This is a genomic window from Glaciihabitans arcticus, from assembly GCF_004310685.1.
Classification (GTDB): Bacteria; Actinomycetota; Actinomycetes; order Actinomycetales; family Microbacteriaceae; genus Conyzicola; species Conyzicola arctica.
The window spans coordinates 502,366-519,774 of sequence record NZ_SISG01000001.1 but is presented as its reverse complement, the minus strand read 5'-3'; the positions used below and the strand labels follow the sequence as shown (position 1 = coordinate 519,774).

Genomic DNA, 17,409 nt, shown 5'->3' with positions numbered 1-17,409 from the left:
CGGATCACTCCGGCACGTCCACGCACTTGGGGTTGCTGGGGTCACCGAGGCGCCCATCGCGGCTCACCCGCACGGTGATGCAGGTGTGGTCACCCGGCGCCGTGTTCACCACGAACGCCGGTTGCGACTGCACGCTCACACTGCCGCCGTCGACCGAGATCTGGTACGCGTCATCGTCCGCGAGCCCCGGGTCGTCCCAGCCGAAGCGCACCGTGTCGGTCTCGAGCTCCGCGCTGATGTCCGAGACCACGGGGATCTCGTTCGAGTTCGCGCGGATCAGCACAAGAGTCGCCGTGGCCCCTAGTGCGACGACGAGCACCGCGACGGCGACGAGGGTCCAGGCGAGCAGTTGCATCCCCTTGCCGCGCGGACTGCCCGCGGCGTTTGCGCTGCGGGTCGATCCCTCGCGGATGATGGTGCCGATCGCGTTGTACTCGGCGGCGGCCGCAGCCTTGCGGCGGCGACGGCGGCGTGCTGAGGGAGCGGCGGAGGATCCCGCAACGCCGCGCACGCGGGTGCGGTCCTCGAGGTCGGCGACGGTCGCCATGGCCCAGTCGTCCATAGCGACCTCGACCGGTGTCTGCACAACACCGAGCTCGGTCTCGACGGCCTGCAGCTCGTGCAGGAACTCGAGCACACTCGCGTGCCGGTTCTCGGGCTTCTTCGACATCGCCTTGGCAAGGCTGCGCTCGAGGCTCGCGGGAACGTCGGTGCGTCCGATCGGCTCGGTTTTCGCGCGATTGATTCGCCCGACGAGATCACTCGACGAATTGGACTGTCCGGGGATCTCGAACGGCGAGCGGCCCGCGAGCAGCGAGTACACGGTCGCGGCGAAGGCCCAGACCTCCGACTCGATGGTGCCGGCCGTCTCGTCCATGAGCACCTCGGGCGCCGACCACGGGATCGACATGCCCACAGCCTGCTGCTCCCCCGACTCGCCGAGGGTCGCGGCGATGCCGAAGTCGGAAAGCACGGGATGGCCGTACGCGGTCACCAGGATGTTCGACGGCTTGATGTCGCGGTGCAGCACGCCGGCGCGGTGGGCCGTCTCGATGGCGCTGCCGATCTTCACGGCGATGCGCAGCACCTCGGGCACCGGGAGACGCTGGGCGCGATAGCGCTGGCTGAGCGAGGAGGAGCAGAGTTCCATCACGAGGTACGGTCGCCCGTCGGAGGACACGCTTGCCTGGTAGACGGTGAGGATGGACGGGTGTGAGCTCAGCTGGGCCATGAGATTCGCCTCGGCCTGGAACATCTGCCGCACCTGGTCGTTAACCACTTCCGCGAGCATGACCTTGACCGCGACCTGCCGACGTGGCATGTTCTGCTCATAGAGGAAAACGTCGGCGAAACCCCCCGAACCGAGCACGTGAACGTGCGAGAATCCGGGCAGGATCGGAGGACGTGAAGGCAGCCGACGCGCCACGATTACCCCCTCGCTGTGTTCGGGTTTTCCTAATTGTAGACAAAGCGCGCCCGCGGGCAGCGGGGTATCTTCGCGCGGCACCCTCTGCTAGTGAAAAAAGGCGGTCAGCGCGCTAGTTCGATGGGCTGTCCACAACCTCGATGACAACGACCGTGACGTTGTCGCGGCCGCCCGAGGCGAGGGCCGCATCAACGAGTGAACTCGCCGTCTCCGACACACTGAGCCCCGCCGCGAGGTGCAGCCGAATGCGCTCGTCACCGATCTCGCCGGTAAGCCCGTCGGAGCACAGCACGAGGCGCATCCCCGCGCGAGCGGGCAGCATCCAGTAGTCGGGCTGCGGCTGGGCCTGGAAGCCGACGGCACGCGTGATGACGTTGCCCTCCGGGTGGTTAATCGCCTGGGCGCTCGTGATGAGGCCGCTGTCGACGAGCTCCTGCACGAGCGAGTGGTCGACGGTCACCTGCACGAGCTCGTTGCGTTCGAACCGGTAGACCCGGCTGTCGCCGATGTTGAAGACGGCGAAGTGAGGATGCCCGTCCTCGAGTGTGAGCACGGCACCGGTCACCGTGGTCCCGACGCCGAGCTCGCTACCGGCAGATACCACCTCGATGTCATCCGTCGCGAGCACCAGCGCACCCTCGACGGTGGCCGGATCGATGAAGTCGGGGCCGCGCAGCTCCGCGAGGCGGCTGACAACGGCGTCACTGGCCCGATCGCCCGCGAGGTGGCCGCCCATGCCGTCGGCCACGGCGAAGATGGGCGCATCCGCAATCAGGCTGTCCTCATTGGCTTTGCGCTTGCGCCCGACGTCGGTCGCTGCCGCCCAGACGATGCTGAGCTTCGAGTCCGCGCCCGGGATCTCGATGTCCGCCCGGCCGTTCGCCGGTCCGATGACTGTCACTGTGCACTCCCCCTGGCTGTCACGTCGACTCCCGACGGGACCGGCGGTGCGACGACGCGGGGCGACAAGACCTCGAGTCGGTTTCCATCACCGATATCGATGAGCGTACCCGGAGTCACGACGAGCGATTCGCCCTGCCGCAGCTGCCGGGGTGCGGAACCCGGGATGACGACCACCGAGCCGTTCGTCGAACGCTGGTCGGTCGCCACCACGCTCGCGCCCACCTGGCGCAGCTCGAGATGGGTCGAGGAGACCTCGGATGTCGGTGACACGACGGACACGAGCCGGGGTGGCAACGGGAACGGGATGCGCGGAGCGGCCGGACGCCGCCCGATGATCACGGGACGGTCGAGCGCGATGCGCTCCCCCTCCACGCCGATGCGGAACGAGTACACCGGTTGCACGTGACTGGGCTCCGGCTCGATCGAACCGGGCAGCAGGCCCACGGCAGGGCCGATGCGGGTGTCCTCAAGATCGGGATCGACCCACGAGTGCGCGGGCACACCGCTGGACGAGCGCGTGTCGTCGTCGTCCTCGGGGTGCACGGGTAAAGCCTAGGTCTGTCCCCTCACCAGGAGCGACATACTGTGCTTATTTTGTGATGAGTTTCATCGGCGCCGACCCTGAGCATTCCGAGATCTAGCCGATGAAACTCATCACGTGCTTCACCCGCGTGTAGTCCTCGAAGCCGTACGACGACAGGTCCTTGCCGTATCCCGAGTGCTTGAAGCCGCCGTGCGGCATCTCCGCGACGAGCGGGATGTGCGTGTTGATCCATACGCAGCCGAAGTCGAGGTTCTTGGCCATGCGCATGGCGCGGCCGTGATCCTTGGTCCAGACACTCGAGGAGAGGCCGTACTGCACATCGTTGGCCCAGGCCGTGGCCTGGGTCTCGTCGGTAAACTTCTGCACGGTGATGACCGGTCCGAAGATCTCGCGCTGCACTGCCTCATCGGTCTGCAGCAGGCCGGAGACGATCGTCGCCTCGTGGAAGTAGCCCACGTCGCCCTGGCGCTTGCCGCCGAGCTCGATCACGGCGTTGGAGGGAAGGCGCTCGATGAATCCCTCGACCTGCGCGAGCTGGTTGGCGTTGTTAACCGGACCAAACAGGATGTCGGTCTCGCTGGGGGCTCCGGTCTTCGCGTTGTCGCGAGCGTAGGCGGCGAGCGCGGCCACGAACTCGTCGTGGATACTCTCCTGCACGAGCACACGGGTCGCAGCCGTGCAGTCCTGCCCGGCGTTGAAGTAGCCGGCGATGGCGATGCCCTCGGCGGCTGCTGCGATGTCGGCGTCCTCGAAGACGACGACGGGGGCCTTGCCTCCCAGCTCGAGGTGCACACGCTTGAGGTCGCTTGACGCGGCCTTCGCGACCTCCATGCCGGCGCGTACCGAACCGGTGATGGAGACCATCTGCGGGGTCTTGTGGTCGATCATCGCGGCACCGGTCGTGCGGTCGCCGGTGATGACATTGAGCACACCCTTGGGCAGGAACTCGGCGGCGACCTCGGCGAGCAGCAGCGTCGACGACGGTGTGGTGTCGGAGGGCTTGAGCACGGTGGTGTTGCCCGCGGCGAGCGCGGGGGCGAACTTCCAGACCGCCATGTTGAGCGGATAGTTCCACGGCGTGACCTGCCCGATGACACCGATCGGCTCGCGGCGGATGAAGGAGGTGTGATCCTTCATGTACTCGGTGCTCGCCATACCGCTCAGGTGGCGTGCCTCACCGGCGAAGAAGCGGATCTGGTCGACGGAGAGCATGATCTCGTCGTCGACGAGGGATGCCCGGGGCTTGCCGGTATCTTCCGACTCCCTGTCGGCGAACTCCTCGGCGCGCGCCTCCATGGCGTCGGCGATCCGGAACAGCGCGAGCTGGCGCTCCGCGGGGGTGGTCTCGCTCCACTCCTCGAAGGCTGCCGCAGCTGCACCGAAGGCGGCATCCACGTCGGCCGCCGTGGAGACCGGCGAGCTCGCATAGGTCTGCTCGGTTGCCGGATCGATAACGTCGAAGGAGGAGTCCGCCTTCGCGTCGACGTACTCACCGTTGATGAAATTACGAATCTCGCGTGCGCTCATGCTCCCAACATACCGAAGGACACCGTCGTCTTCCACGGTGTACTCCTACTGATTTCGTCGGTGAAACTGGCAGATGCATACGGAATCGCTTGTGAGCGCCTGCTCGGGCTGACAGAATCAACCCATGAGCGCAGACCCGAAGGGCAAGGCAGGTGCCCGGCCGACACCCAAGCCCATGCAGCTCGACGACGTGTCGAAGGCCATCATCGAGCAACTGCAGGCCGACGGACGACGCTCCTACGCCGAAATCGGCAAGGCCGTGGGCCTCAGCGAGGCAGCCGTGCGCCAGCGCGTGCAAAAACTCACCGACTCCGGGGTGATGCAGGTCGTCGCCGTGACCGACCCCATGCAGCTCGGCTTCTACCGCCAGGCCATGATCGGCATCCGCGTCGCCGGCGACACCACGAAGGTCGCCGAGGCACTCGGACGCATCTCCGCTGTGGACTACGTCGTGCTCACGGCCGGCAGCTTCGACATGCTCGCGGAGGTTGTCTGCGAGAACGACGACGACCTGATCAACCTGCTCAACAAGGAGATCCGGGCGATCGAGGGCGTGCAGTCCACCGAGACCTTCGTCTACCTCAAGCTCATCAAGCAGTTCTACAACTGGGGCACCCGCTAAGCGGGAGCCCTCCACACGAAAGCGCAGTGAAATCATGACCGAGTACAACGAGGCAGACCTCCAGCGGAAGGCCAAAGACCACCTCTGGATGCACTTCTCGCGCCAGTCGGTGCTCGAGGAGCACGGCGTTCCGATCATCGTCAAGGGTGACGGTCACCACATCTGGGACTCCAAGGGCAAGAAGTACTTCGACGGGCTCTCCGGCCTGTTCGTGGTCAACGCCGGTCACGGTCGCAAGCGCCTGGCACAGGCCGCAGCCAAACAGGCCGAGGAACTCGCCTTCTTCCCGATCTGGTCCTACGCGCATCCCAACGCCATCGAACTGGCCGACCGGCTCGCCGAGTACGCGCCCGGCGACCTGAACCGCGTGTTCTTCTCCACCGGCGGCGGCGAAGCCGTGGAGACGGCCTTCAAACTCGCCAAGTACTACTGGAAGCTCCAGGGGCGCCCCACCAAGCACAAGGTGATCTCGCGCAATGTCGCGTACCACGGCACCCCTCAGGGCGCACTCGCGATCACGGGCATCCCTGCCATGAAGGAGATGTTCGAACCCATCACCCCCGGTGGCTTCCGTGTGCCGAACACCAACTACTACCGCGCGGCCGAGATGGGCTTCACGGGCTCAGAGGCCGAGTTCGGCCTGTGGGCCGCGAACCGCATCGAGGAGATGATCCTGTTCGAAGGCCCCGAGACGGTCGCCGCCGTCTTCCTCGAGCCGGTTCAGAACAGTGGTGGATGCTTCCCGCCCCCGCCCGGCTACTTCCAGCGAGTGCGCGAGATCTGCGACCAGTACGACGTGCTCCTGGTCGCTGACGAGGTCATCACCGCGTTCGGCCGCATCGGCAACATGTTCGCCTCGACCACCTACGGCATCGAGCCCGACATGATCACCTGCGCGAAGGGCATGACGAGTGGCTACTCGCCCATCGGCGCCACCATCATCTCCGACCGCATCTACGAGCCCTTCCGCCACGGCACCACGGCGTTCTACCACGGCTACACGTTCGGTGGTCATCCCGTGTCGTCCGCCGTCGCGCTCGCCAACCTCGACATCTTCGAGGAGGAGAAGCTCAACGAGAACGTGCGCGAGAACTCGCCGATCTTCCGCCAGACGCTCGAGAAGCTCAAGGACCTGCCCATCGTCGGCGACGTGCGCGGCGACGGCTACTTCTTCGGAATCGAGCTGGTGAAGGACAAGGACACCAAGGAGACCTTTAACGACGACGAGTCGGAGCGCCTGTTGCGCGGCTTCCTCTCCAAGGGCCTCTACGACGCGGGCCTGTACTGCCGCGCCGACGACCGCGGCGACCCCGTTATCCAGCTCGCTCCCCCACTCACCATCGGGCCCGCCGAGTTCGACGAGATCGAGGGCATCCTGCGCGGCGTGCTCACCGAGGCGTGGACACGACTCTGAACTACCGCGGCCTGAGCTTCTGGCATGATTCGGTGCCGGATTCGCTCCAGCCGCGCGCTCCCCTGCCCGGGGACGGCCGCACCGACGTGGCCATCATCGGCGGGGGCCTTACCGGGCTGTGGACGGCGTACTACCTGCTCGAGCGAGCGCCGGGCATCCGGATCACGATCCTCGAGAAGGAGATCGTGGGCTTCGGTGCCTCGGGGCGCAACGGCGGCTGGTGCTCGGCGTTGTTCCCGGCCTCCACGGCAGCGCTCGAACGCGCCCACGGGCGGCAGGCGGCACTCGCCATGCGGCAGGCGATGGTCGACACCGTCGATGAGGTCGGGCGCGTGGCATCCGCCGAGAGAATCGACTGCGACTTCGCCAAGGGCGGCACGATCTCGATGGCGCGCAGCGCCGTGCAGCTGCGCGCGGCCGAGGGCGAGGTCGCCGAGGCGGCGCGCTACGGCGTCGACGCGATCACGCTGCTCGACGACGCACCGGGCGGCGCACTCGCCGCGACGCTCGACCCGGCCTGTGCGCGCCTGCACCCTGCGAAGCTCGTGCGCGGTCTCGCCCGGGTGCTCGAGCGGCACGGCGTCGAGATCCGCGAGGGCACCGAGGTGCTCGACTGGGCGCCGCACTCGGTCGCCACCACCAGGGGAACGCTCGAATGCGACTTCGTCGTCGTGGCGACCGAGGGCTACGGCGCGACCCTGGCTCAGACCCGGCGTGCAGTGCTCCCGCTCTACTCGCTGATGATCGCGACCGAGCCGCTGCCCAACGCCTTGTGGGACGAGATCGGCATCGCCCACGGCCAGACCTTCACCGACTTCCGGCACCTGCTCATCTACGGGCAGCGCACCGCCGACAACCGCTTCGCGTTCGGCGGACGCGGCGCCCGTTACCACTGGGGAAGCGCGATCCGCCCCGAGTACGACCGGGTGCCGCGCGTGTTCGAACACCTGCGGAACACGCTCGTCGACCTCTTCCCCCAGGCGCGGGATGCCGCGATAACCCACACCTGGGGCGGGCCTCTCGGTGTGCCGCGCGACTGGCACGCCACGGCGAGCCTCGAGGCATCGACGGGCATCGCCCGCGCGGGCGGCTACGTCGGCGACGGCCTCAGCACCACGAACCTCGCCGGCCGCACGCTCGCCGACCTGATCACGGGTCGCGACACCGAACTCACCGCCCTCCCGTGGGTCAACCACTCGTCGCCGCGCTGGGAGCCCGAGCCTCTGCGCTTCATCGGATCCAACCTGGGGCTGCTCGCGATGACCGTGGCCGACGCCGAGGAGCGGGTTACTCGAAGGCCGTCGGTTGCTGCAAGACTGATGGCGCCGCTCGTCGGGCACTGACACAGCTATGGAGATCACGTGAGCCTTCCCCCCGAGTACCCGCCGCCGGCCGCGCCCTCGGCGTTCCCCCCGCCTGAGCCTGTCGCGGAACCAGTCGCTCCCGTCACGCCGAAGCGCCGCCGCTGGCTCGCACCGGTCATCGCGGGCGGCACCGTGTTCCTCCTGCTCATCGTGGGAGCGGTCGTCGCGGTTGTGCAGCGCGAGAACATCCGCGACCTCTTCACCGTGTGGAACTACGAGCCGTCGAAGACGATCGTCGGCTACATCGACCGATCCGATATGAGCGACCGCGGCGAGTTCCTGTTCAAGGCGAGTGAGCCGGTCATCGCCGGGCCCACCGAGTTCAACGACACCTGCGGCGCCCTCGAGGAGGGCACCGGTGTGCTCGGCTGTTATCTGCCCACGACCCGCGGGATCCTTCTCTTCGACGTGACCGACGAGCGACTCGACGGCGTCGAGGAGGTCGTCGCCTCCCACGAGATGCTGCACGCGGCCTGGCACCGGATGAGCCGGGGCGACCGGACGGCTCTGGAGCCGCTGCTCGAGGCAGAGGCGGAGAAGCGCGAGGACGACGAGGCGTTCACGGCTCGAATGGAGCTGTACGAGCGCGTCGAGCCGGGTGCCCGCCTGAACGAGCTGCACTCGATCGTGGGCACGGAGCTGGAAGACATCTCGCCCGCTCTCGAGAAGCACTACGCGGAGTACTTCACCGACCGCTCCATCGTGGTCGACCTGCACGTCACCTCGGAGGCAGTACTGAAGGACATCGAGGAACGCACCACCGCCCTCGTCGAACAGCTCGACACGCTCTACGACGAGATCGAGGCCGATTACGAGAGCTACAACACCGGATACGACAAGCTGAACAAGGCCGTCGCCGGCTTCAACGCGAAGAACAACGCTTACGGCTTCACGAACCAGAGGGAGTTCGACGCCGAGCGCAACGCGCTGATCCTGCGCGAGATCAAGCTCGAGAAGCTCTTCACTTCGATCCAGAAGCGATCGAAGGTCTACGACGGCCTGATCGCCGACCTCAAGGAGCTCAACTCGCAGTCCGAGGCCCTGAACAAGGAGCTCAATATCGTGCCGCGCGAGAGCGACTTCTAGACGGCATTTTCCGCTGGGCGGGATTGCTGCGAGAATTGTGGTGCCTCTCACCGACCGCGTCGGTCTGCGGAGCGGCAGAAAATCACCATGAGCCTGTACGCAGCCCCCGAGTTCCCCCCAGCAGAGCCGCTGCCCCCGATCCCAGTCGGTAAACGACCCCTCTGGCCCGTGGTCACCGCGGTGCTCGTCGTCGCGCTCATCGTCGCGTCGTCGATCACGGCGTTCATGCAGCGCGACAACATCCGCGACCTGATCACCGTGTGGAACTACGAGACGCCCGCCGAGATCGACGCCTACATCGAGCGCGCCACGATGACGGATCGAGCTGCCTTCCTGTTCAAGGCGAGCGAGCCGCAGATCACGTCATCCACAACGCTGAACGAGGCATGCTCCTCGCACGAAGAGGGCGTTGGGGTGCTCGGCTGCTACATCCCCTCGATCCGATCGATTTTGCTGTTCGATGTCACGGATGACCGGCTCGACGGCATCGAGGAGGTCGTCGCCTCGCACGAGGTGCTGCACGCGGCATGGGCCCGGATGAGCCAGGACGACAGGGATGCGGTGGCTCCCCTTCTCGAGGAGGCCGCCGCGAGCATGTCCGACGACGAGGACTTCACCACCCGGATGGCGGTCTACGCGACGCTCGAGCCGGGCCAGAAACTCAACGAGCTGCACTCGATCATCGGCACCGAGGTCGCGGGGATCCCCGCGGCGCTCGAGACCTACTACGAGGAGTACTTCAGCGACCGCGCGGCGCTCGTGGCGCTGCACCTGAAGTCGCACGCGGTGTTCGTGGACATTCAGGAGCGATCGGACGCGCTCATCGCCGAGCTCACCGAGCTGCGCGAAGGCATCGAGGCGGATGTCGTCGACTACGAGGCGGGCTACGACTCGCTCAATCGCGACATCGAGGGCTTCAACCGTCGCGCCGACAGCGGCGACTTCGGCAGCGCCGGGCAGTTCAACGCCGAACGCAATGCGATCATCGCGCGCCAGGCGGCCCTCGATAAGAACTTCGCGAGCATCAAGGCACGCGAGAAGATCTACGACAAGAAGCGGGTCGAACTCGAAGCGCTCAACGCGCAGGCGGCCGAGTTGAACGAGGGTCTGAACATCGAGCCCCGCACGGACACAGACGTCGAATAGCGCGCAACGAGAGCAACGAATGTTAACGTCGGAAAAATTTTAGTGACACGTCACCAATTTCGGGAATAACCTCCCTTTCAATGCGCTTGCATGGTGTTATGACTACTTCAATTGAAACCCGCCCCGACTTCGTTGCCGGCACCTGGAAGCTCGACCCCACGCACTCGGAGATCTCCTTCTCCGTGCGTCACCTCGCCATCAGCAAGGTGCGCGGCTTCTTCGAGAGCTTCGACGTGACCATCGTCACCAACGAAGACCCGACCAAGAACAGCATCGTCGCCTCCGTCGACGTCGCCTCGGTCAACACGAACCAGAAGGACCGTGACGGTCACCTCAAGACGAGCGACTTCTTCCTCGTCGAGGAGTTTCCCACGATGGACTTCGTCTCCACCGCCTTCGAGGCCGACGGTGACGACTTCACGCTCACCGGCGACCTGACCCTTCGCGGCGTTACCAAGAGCGTTGTGCTCAAGGGCGAGTTTGGTGGAATCACCACCGACGGCTATGGCCAGACCAAGGCCGGCGCCTCCGCGTCGACCAAGATCGACCGCACCGCGTTCGGCGTCAACTGGAACGCAGCAGTCGAGGCCGGTGGCCTCACGCTCGGCAACGACGTGAGCATCAACATCGAGCTCCAGGTCGTTCTGCAGCCCGCCGCGTAGTTCCCCGCACCCCACGGCCGGTCGGCCATCCCCGCATCTTTTCTGCGCGGGATGCCCGGCCGGCCGTTTCGCGTTGCTGCGCGTGCACCGGCAATCGCGCAAGCCCTCCCCCGCCGGGCGGCCGAGTTCTACAGTGGGAAGGGTTCTCCAGACCCCGGGAACAGGATCGAATCGAGGAGCCCTCTGATGACCACCACAGTCAACCGCCCCTCCCGAACGCGCTCCGCCCTCGTGCTCGTCGCGTTTCTTGCCATCTCGTTCGGCGTCGCCGCCTTCGGCAGCTTGTCCACGATCGAGAATGTTGACGGCTGGTACTCCACTGCCGAGAAGGCCTCGTGGAATCCGCCGAACTGGATCTTCGGCCCGGTCTGGACCCTGCTCTACACCCTGATAAGTGTTGCGGCGTGGCTGGTATGGCGCGGTGGAGCTCAGACGATCGCGCCAGCGATCGCGCGACCCCAGCGCCGAGGGAGCCTGCGACCGAGGGAAACCTCGCCCCGCCAGTCCGCTCTCGCGCTCTACGTCATCCAGCTGGTGCTGAATGCAATCTGGACGCCCGTTTTCTTCGGTGCCTATCCGTTCATCGGCGCGCCGGCCTTGTGGATCGCACTGGTCATCATCGTGCTGCTCGACGTGGCCGTGTTGCTCACGATGCTCGCGTTCTGGCCGGTGAGCAGGGTCGCATCATGGCTGCTCGTGCCGTACTGGGCCTGGGTGCTGTTCGCGACGACGCTCAATGGTGCGCTCGCGATCCTGAACTCCTAGGCGGCAGGCTGCTCCTGGGCGGCAGGCTGGAAGAGGGCGCCGATCTCGGCGACCTCCTCGGGCGTCGGAGTCCACTTCGAGGCCGCCACGGCGTTCTGCTCGATCTGCTCGGGGCGCGTTGCGCCCGCGATCACGCTCGTGAGACCGGGCTGGGCGAGCAGCCACGCGAACGTCGCGTCGAGGATCGTAATCCCGCGCGCGGCGGAGAAGGCCTCGAGCGACTCGATCGCGTCCCACGGTGCGGTGTCGAGCAGGTGGGACCGGATCATCATGATGCGGCTGTCGGCGGGGCCACCCGCGCGAGAGAATTTGCCCGTGAACAGGCCGTTGTAGAGGGGGAAGAACGGTAGGAAGCCGAGCCCATACTCGTTCACGGCAGGCAGCACCTCGCGCTCCGCGTCGCGCACGATCAGGCTGTACTCGTTCTGCGCGCTCACGAATTTCGGGTGGCCGCCGATTGCCGCGAGGTACTCGGCCTCAGCGATCTGCCAGCCGGCCAGGTTCGAGTGGCCGATGTAGCGCACCTTGCCCTCCGTGATGAGGTCGTCAAGGGTCGCGAGCGTCTCCTCGATCGGGGTCAGCGGATCGGGCTGGTGCAGCTGGTAGAGATCGATCCAGTCGGTCTGCAGGCGGGTCAGGCTCGCTTCGACGGCGAGGCGGATGTAGCGGCGCGAGCCGCGCGCTCCCCAGTCAGGCCCGTTCGTGCCGGCCATGTCCATGCCGAACTTCGTGGCGAGCACGATCCGCTCGCGCTTGCCCTTGAGCGCGTTGCCCATCAGTGACTCGCTGAGGCCGCGCTCCGAGCCGTAGATGTCGGCCGTGTCGAACAGGGTCACGCCCGCTTCGATCGCGGCGTCGATAACCGCGTTCGTGCCTTCCTGCGTCTCGCTCGCGGTGCCCGCGCGACCGAAGTTGTTGCAGCCGAGGCCGATGGTGGAAACCCGGAGTCCGGAGCGGCCGAGGTTGCGGAATTCGATCGTCATTCTTCGATCGTAGGCCGTCTTGTCCTTCACATTTCCCTTGGACGGGGCGCTCTCCCCCGATGTCCGAAAAGTGCCAGAGGGCGGTCGTGGGTCGCGGCTACAGTTCTAGCTATGTCCACTCGAACCATCACCACAGCAGCGCCGGCGCACCTCATCCGCGTCGACAGCCCGATCGGGCGCATCGAGGTACTCGCCAACCAGACCTCCATCATCTCGCTCTCCATCGAGCGCGACGGCACCCTGCCCCACGACGACCTGCCCGAGAATACGAGCCCCGTGCTCGAGGCCGCGGCCGTGCAGCTGCGCGAATATTTCGCGGGCGAGCGCCACGACTTCGACCTGCCCGTGACCCTCGTCGGCACGGCATTCCAGCAGGCCGTGTGGCAGCAGCTGCGCGAACTCGAGTTCGGCGAGGTCGCCTCCTACGGCAGCGTCGGCTTCGCGACCGGACGGCCCACCGCGGGTCGTGCCGTGGGTGGGGCCGTCGGGGCGAATCCGATCCCGATCATCGTGCCGTGCCATCGCATCCTCGCCTCGAACAATCGCATCACCGGGTACAGCGGGGGCAACGGCATCCCGACCAAGGTGTGGCTGCTCGATCATGAGGGCATCGAGCACCGTGTTTGACGGGCACAAGGTCTAACCATGGTCATCGACACTCCTGCGGTCCAGAGCGCTCCCGGCGTCGTCACCGGCGCCGACGGGCGCGCGCGTTGCGCGTGGGCGGGCGGCAGCGATCCGGAATACCTCCGCTACCACGATGAAGAGTGGGGCACTCCGCTGCACGGCGACCGGTCACTGTTCGAGAAGCTGTCGCTCGAGGGCTTCCAGTCGGGCCTCTCCTGGATCACCATCCTCAAGCGCCGCCCCGGCTTCCGCGCGGCTTTCCATGACTTCGATATCGAGGCGATCGCCGCCATGACTGAGCATGACGTCGAGCGGCTGATGCTCGACGTCGGCATCATCCGCAACCGCGCCAAGATCCTCGCCACCATCTCCAACGCCGCCATCACGCTCGAGCTGGTGCGGGACCACCCTGGCGCCCTCGACGAACTCCTCTGGAGCTTCGCGCCGTCACGGCGCACAATTCGACCCACGACCTATGCCCAGGCGCCCGCGGTCACCGCCGAATCGACGGCGATGAGCACGGCCCTGCGCACACTCGGCTATCGCTTCGTCGGGCCAACGACGCTGTACGCCCTGATGCAGTCCTCGGGAATGGTCGACGACCACTCCGCCAACTGCTGGAAGCCGCCGCCGTGGGAGCTGGGCTAGCGGTGCCGCACGCGGACTAGTCCTGGGCCGGAGGCGCGGTGGGCGCCGCCGGCTGCGTGGGTGGTGCTGGCTGCGCGGGCTGTTGCTGCGCGGGCGCCGGATACTGCGGCTGCGTGTACGCCGCCTCGGGTACCGCGCCGTGACCGATGTACGGCGGGCACAGGCCGGCCTGCGCGATGAGCTCCGGCTCGTAGCGGTCCCTACCAAAGCCGAGGATGCAGATCCAGACGATCGGCAGCAGGATGCCGAGGATCAGAAAGCCGGTGTCCTTGCGGAACGCTTTGCCGGTCGAGTGCATGCCGATGAACAGGAAGATCGACGGCACGATGCCCGCCCCGATGAGGGAGAACCAGGCCCAGTTGCCGTTCTGGCCGCCCAGCCGCAGCCACTCGTGGGTGCTGTAGATCGGCACCCAGGCCTTCCACTGCTCCACACCGGTCTTGCGGAACAGGGCGCCGAGGCTGATGCCGGTCGCCACATAGGCGACTGCAAAGGAAACGGCCAGGGCCACCAGGTAGACGACCAGGAAGATCCCGAGCATCGCGCCGACCGGTCCCGAATAGTCGGATTCGTACCCGTCGTAGTCGTAGTCGTTCATGGCAGATCCGATCTGGTGTGTGCTGCGTGGGTGGGACTGCTAAACGGTGAGCTCGAGCTCGCCGGGAGCGCCGGCGGCGAGCCGGATGCCTCGGGTGTCGGCCCAGGACAGCAGGGACGGGACATCCTCGTGAAAAAGGCCCGACAGGGCGAGGGCACGCACGAACTCGCCCTTGCCCTTCTTATTGAAGTGATTGAGCGCACGCTTCGTGCCGTCGGGGCCCTCGGTGACGACGCGCAGGTAGACGCTGTTCTCACGGACGGGCGCCGGGCCGAGGCTCGCGTACGACTCCGAGCGCAGGTCGAGAATAAGCCCGTCGTGCGCCTCGAGAGCCGCAGCAATGCTCGACGACCAGTGCCGCTTGAGGGGCAGGCCGGCGAGACGCGAATCATGCGACAGGCGATATGCCGGGATGCGGTCGCCCGCGCGCAACAACCCGAACAGCGCCGAGTGCACCACCACGTGGTTCGCGAGCCATTCGCGGGGCGCGTCCTCGAGTTCGGTGGCGGCGAGACCGTCGTAGAGCACCCCGGTGAACCGGTCCATCACCGGCATGGTCGGCGACTTCGAGATCGCGCGATTGCGGTCGATCTCGAAACGCTGCGCGGCGCTCAGGCCAAGTGCGGCTGACGCCTCGGACAGGTTGCGGGAAAGCGACTTCACGGCGCTCAGCACCGGCTTGCGCGCGGCGGTCAGCTGCGGGAAGGAGAGCGCGGCGAGGTCCAGGGACGAACCCTCGTCCCCACCGTCACGCTTCGTCTCGGACGGGGGAAGCAGAACCAGCACTGCGGCGGTGCTCGGCTACTCGGCGAGGAACGCGAGCGCCTGCTCGACGTTCACGCCGAGCGGCTCGACGGAATCCAATACGAGGCGCGGCACGAGGGCACTGGGGCCGGTCCATTCCGCGTACTCGTCGAGGCTCTGCTCCACGGCGTGCCAGGTCGGCTCGTCCATGTGCGGCAGCTCGCGGTTGCGGGCGGCCAGTCGCGACTTGTGCAACTCCACGTCGGAGCAGATGACCTCGATGAACTTGAGCGGCTCGTCGAGCGAGTTCGCCAGGTTTACCCACTGCTCGCGAGCGGGCAGCACGGCGTTCACGGCGTCGACGATGAGACCACGGCCGGATCGGATGATCGACTCGGCGAGCGTCTCGGCCACCAGGTACGCGGCGAGGCCGGTCGGCTGGTCGCCGTCGATGCCCGCGCGCAGGATCGACGACTCGATGGGGTCGACAGAGACGACCGGCTTGTGCAGCCGGGCGCCCACGAGTTCGGCAATAGTGCTCTTCCCGGTGCCGGGAAGACCCGCCATCGCAACGAGCATCTACCTAGACCAGTTCTGCGTTGCGGGCCACGATCGTCACGGTGTCGTGCTCGACCGAGAGGAAACCGTCGGTGGCGTTCGCCGTGATGACCACGCCATCCGTGCCCGTGACCCGAACTTCACCCGCGCCGAGAATGGCGAGGATCGGTTCGTGACCGGGCAGGATGCCGATCTCGCCCTCTGTGGTGCGTGCGATGATCTGCTTCGCCTGGCCGGACCACACCTCGTGGTCGGCCGAGACGACACTCACCGTAAGCGCTGAAGCGTCGGCCATGGTTAGCCGTTCTCCTTCTGGATGCGCGCCCACTGCTCTTCGACGTCGGAGATGCCACCGACGTTGAAGAAGGCCTGCTCGGCCACGTGGTCGAAGTCACCCTTGACGATCGCATCGAACGACTCGATGGTCTCCTTGAGCGGAACCGTCGAGCCCTCGACACCGGTGAACTTCTTCGCCATGTAGGTGTTCTGCGACAGGAACTGCTGGATGCGACGTGCCCGCGAGACGGTGATCTTGTCCTCTTCGGAGAGCTCGTCAACACCGAGGATCGCGATGATCTCCTGGAGTTCCTTGTTCTTCTGGAGGATCGCCTTGACGCTCGTGGCAACACGGTAGTGGTCGGCGCCCAGGTAGCGGGGGTCGAGGATACGCGAGGTCGAGGTCAGCGGGTCGACGGCCGGGTAGAGGCCCTTCGACGCGATTTCACGGGAAAGCTCGGTCGTGGCGTCGAGGTGGGCGAACGTCGTAGCCGGCGCGGGGTCGGTGTAGTCGTCGGCCGGGACGTAGATCGCCTGGAGCGACGTGATCGAGTGACCACGCGTCGAGGTGATGCGCTCCTGCAGGACACCCATCTCGTCCGCGAGGTTGGGCTGGTAGCCCACGGCGGAAGGCATACGGCCCAGAAGGGTCGACACCTCGGAACCGGCCTGCGTGAAACGGAAGATGTTGTCGATGAAGAGCAGAACGTCCTGCTTCTGCACGTCGCGGAAGTACTCGGCCATCGTGAGTGCGGAGAGGGCGACGCGGAGACGCGTTCCCGGCGGCTCATCCATCTGTCCGAAGACAAGGGCTGTCTTGTCGAAGACGCCTGCTTCGTCCATCTCGGCGATGAGGTCGTTGCCCTCACGGGTGCGCTCGCCGACACCGGCGAACACGGACACTCCACCGTGGTCCTGCGCAACGCGCTGGATCATCTCCTGGATGAGTACGGTCTTGCCGACACCGGCACCACCGAACAGTCCGATCTTTCCACCCTGGACGTACGGGGTGAGGAGGTCGATGACCTTGATGCCGGTCTCGAAGAGCTCGGTCTTCGACTCGAGCTGGTCGAAGGGCGGGGGCGTGCGGTGGATGGGCCAGCGCTCGGTGATCTCGATCTTCTCGCCGTTGATGGTTCCATCGGCGTCGGCGTTGAGGATCTCACCGATGACGTTGAAGACCTTGCCCTTGGTGACGTCACCGACGGGCACGGAGATCGCCTCGCCGGTGTCGCGCACCTCCTGGCCGCGGACGAGTCCGTCGGTCGGCTTGAGCGCGATGGCGCGGACGAGGTCGTCGCCGAGGTGCTGTGCGACCTCGAGCGTGATCTCGTTCGACTCACCGTCGATGGTGATCGTCGTCTTGAGCGCGTTGTAGATCGAGGGGATCGACTCGTGCGGGAACTCGATGTCGACAACGGGACCGGTAACCCGGGCGATGCGGCCGACTCCGGCGACAACGGCCGACTTAGCGGGTGCCTTCTTCGTTGCGGTAGCCATGTTTCTCTTCCTGTCC

The 17,409-nt window shown here is 66.3% G+C and carries 19 protein-coding genes; 9 read left to right on the top strand and 10 right to left on the bottom strand.

What is annotated here, in order from left to right; translation table 11 throughout:
• Positions 1-4: 4 nt before the first annotated feature.
• The 4 genes from EYE40_RS02395 to EYE40_RS02380 form a co-directional block, all read right to left on the bottom strand.
• Positions 5-1,426, bottom strand: a complete 1,422-nt coding sequence (locus tag EYE40_RS02395) for a serine/threonine-protein kinase (RefSeq protein WP_130980446.1) — start codon at positions 1,424-1,426, stop codon at positions 5-7.
• Positions 1,427-1,538: 112 nt separating this feature from the next.
• Positions 1,539-2,327, bottom strand: coding sequence for a PP2C family protein-serine/threonine phosphatase (locus tag EYE40_RS02390; RefSeq protein ID WP_130980445.1), 789 nt, complete (start codon positions 2,325-2,327; stop codon positions 1,539-1,541).
• Positions 2,324-2,872, bottom strand: coding sequence for an FHA domain-containing protein (locus EYE40_RS02385; protein WP_130980444.1), 549 nt, complete (start codon positions 2,870-2,872; stop codon positions 2,324-2,326). The genes EYE40_RS02390 and EYE40_RS02385 overlap by 4 nt, the downstream gene beginning before the upstream one ends.
• 94 nt (positions 2,873-2,966) lie before the next feature.
• A complete protein-coding gene (locus EYE40_RS02380) occupies positions 2,967-4,400 on the bottom strand; it encodes a gamma-aminobutyraldehyde dehydrogenase (RefSeq protein ID WP_130980443.1) in 1,434 nt (477 codons plus the stop codon).
• A gap of 124 nt (positions 4,401-4,524) precedes the next feature.
• On the opposite strand from EYE40_RS02380, the gene EYE40_RS02375 reads away from it, so the two are divergent.
• The 7 genes from EYE40_RS02375 (at position 4,525) to EYE40_RS02345 (ending at position 11,459) form a co-directional block, all read left to right on the top strand.
• Positions 4,525-5,022: an Lrp/AsnC family transcriptional regulator gene (locus tag EYE40_RS02375; protein ID WP_130980442.1), complete on the top strand. Its 498-nt coding sequence runs from the start codon at positions 4,525-4,527 to the stop codon at positions 5,020-5,022.
• Positions 5,023-5,056: 34 nt separating this feature from the next.
• Positions 5,057-6,436 (top strand): aspartate aminotransferase family protein, encoded by a 1,380-nt coding sequence (locus EYE40_RS02370; RefSeq protein WP_130980441.1) that lies wholly within the window; start codon positions 5,057-5,059, stop codon positions 6,434-6,436.
• Positions 6,421-7,779, top strand: a complete 1,359-nt coding sequence (locus EYE40_RS02365) for an NAD(P)/FAD-dependent oxidoreductase (RefSeq protein ID WP_240034680.1) — start codon at positions 6,421-6,423, stop codon at positions 7,777-7,779. Before EYE40_RS02370 ends, EYE40_RS02365 begins: the two co-directional genes overlap by 16 nt.
• Before the next feature lie 18 nt (positions 7,780-7,797).
• Positions 7,798-8,886 carry a hypothetical protein gene (locus tag EYE40_RS02360; RefSeq protein WP_130980440.1) on the top strand — a complete coding sequence of 363 codons (1,089 nt, stop codon included), beginning with the start codon at positions 7,798-7,800 and terminating at the stop codon, positions 8,884-8,886.
• Positions 8,887-8,973: 87 nt separating this feature from the next.
• The gene (locus EYE40_RS02355; RefSeq protein ID WP_130980439.1) at positions 8,974-10,032 is read left to right on the top strand and encodes a hypothetical protein; all 1,059 of its coding nucleotides are present in this window, start codon (positions 8,974-8,976) and stop codon (positions 10,030-10,032) included.
• Between the two features lie 98 nt (positions 10,033-10,130).
• The gene (locus EYE40_RS02350; RefSeq protein ID WP_130980438.1) at positions 10,131-10,694 is read left to right on the top strand and encodes a YceI family protein; all 564 of its coding nucleotides are present in this window, start codon (positions 10,131-10,133) and stop codon (positions 10,692-10,694) included.
• Between the two features lie 186 nt (positions 10,695-10,880).
• On the top strand, positions 10,881-11,459 hold the full coding sequence (locus EYE40_RS02345; protein ID WP_130980437.1) for a TspO/MBR family protein: 579 nt from the start codon (positions 10,881-10,883) through the stop codon (positions 11,457-11,459).
• Here EYE40_RS02345 and EYE40_RS02340 read toward each other — a convergent pair.
• Entirely contained in the window at positions 11,456-12,442 is a 987-nt protein-coding gene (locus tag EYE40_RS02340; RefSeq protein ID WP_130980436.1) for an aldo/keto reductase, read from the bottom strand. The two genes, EYE40_RS02345 and EYE40_RS02340, sit on opposite strands and share 4 nt — an antisense overlap.
• Positions 12,443-12,553: 111 nt before the next feature.
• On the opposite strand from EYE40_RS02340, the gene EYE40_RS02335 reads away from it, so the two are divergent.
• Together EYE40_RS02335 and EYE40_RS02330 are read left to right on the top strand one after the other, a co-directional pair.
• On the top strand, positions 12,554-13,069 hold the full coding sequence (locus tag EYE40_RS02335) for a methylated-DNA--[protein]-cysteine S-methyltransferase (RefSeq protein WP_130980435.1): 516 nt from the start codon (positions 12,554-12,556) through the stop codon (positions 13,067-13,069).
• Positions 13,070-13,087: 18 nt separating this feature from the next.
• Positions 13,088-13,717: a DNA-3-methyladenine glycosylase I gene (locus EYE40_RS02330; protein WP_130980434.1), complete on the top strand. Its 630-nt coding sequence runs from the start codon at positions 13,088-13,090 to the stop codon at positions 13,715-13,717.
• Positions 13,718-13,733: 16 nt separating this feature from the next.
• Here EYE40_RS02330 and EYE40_RS02325 read toward each other — a convergent pair whose 3' ends face one another.
• From EYE40_RS02325 to atpD, 5 genes are read right to left on the bottom strand one after another with little or no spacing between them, the layout of a single operon-like run.
• Positions 13,734-14,315, bottom strand: coding sequence for a DUF5684 domain-containing protein (locus EYE40_RS02325; protein WP_130980433.1), 582 nt, complete (start codon positions 14,313-14,315; stop codon positions 13,734-13,736).
• 39 nt (positions 14,316-14,354) lie between these two features.
• Positions 14,355-15,101 carry a YaaA family protein gene (locus EYE40_RS02320; RefSeq protein ID WP_130980432.1) on the bottom strand — a complete coding sequence of 249 codons (747 nt, stop codon included), beginning with the start codon at positions 15,099-15,101 and terminating at the stop codon, positions 14,355-14,357.
• Positions 15,102-15,116: 15 nt separating this feature from the next.
• The gene (locus tag EYE40_RS02315; RefSeq protein ID WP_130980431.1) at positions 15,117-15,638 is read right to left on the bottom strand and encodes a P-loop nucleotide/nucleoside kinase family protein; all 522 of its coding nucleotides are present in this window, start codon (positions 15,636-15,638) and stop codon (positions 15,117-15,119) included.
• 4 nt (positions 15,639-15,642) lie between these two features.
• Entirely contained in the window at positions 15,643-15,912 is a 270-nt protein-coding gene (locus EYE40_RS02310; protein ID WP_130980430.1) for a F0F1 ATP synthase subunit epsilon, read from the bottom strand.
• Positions 15,913-15,914: 2 nt separating this feature from the next.
• On the bottom strand, positions 15,915-17,393 hold the full coding sequence (gene atpD, locus EYE40_RS02305) for a F0F1 ATP synthase subunit beta (RefSeq protein WP_130980429.1): 1,479 nt from the start codon (positions 17,391-17,393) through the stop codon (positions 15,915-15,917).
• Positions 17,394-17,409 lie beyond the last annotated feature (16 nt).